A 266-nucleotide genomic window follows, 5' to 3' on the forward strand; every position below is an offset into this window, starting at 1 on the left:
TAACGGTCCTAAGGTAGCGAAATGCCTTGTCGGGTAAGTTCCGACCTGCTCGAATGGTGTATCGATCTGGGCACTGTCTCAGCCACGAGCTCGGTGAAATTGTAGTTTCGGTGAAGATGCCGATTACCCGCCATGGGACGAAAAGACCCTGTGAACCTTTACTATAACTTCGTTTTGACTTTGAGTAAGTAATGTGTAGGATAGGTGGGAGACTATGAAGCATGTAAGATAGTATGTGTGGAGTCAACGTTGAAATACCACCCTTT

Annotated in this window: 1 rRNA gene; it reads left to right on the forward strand. The window is 46.2% G+C overall.

The features are described from left to right. Nucleotides 1-266 (forward strand): 23S ribosomal RNA (locus tag AC23MB_RS14450); the annotation flags it as partial.

This window comes from Soonwooa sp. T0.1_25, from assembly GCF_057652215.1.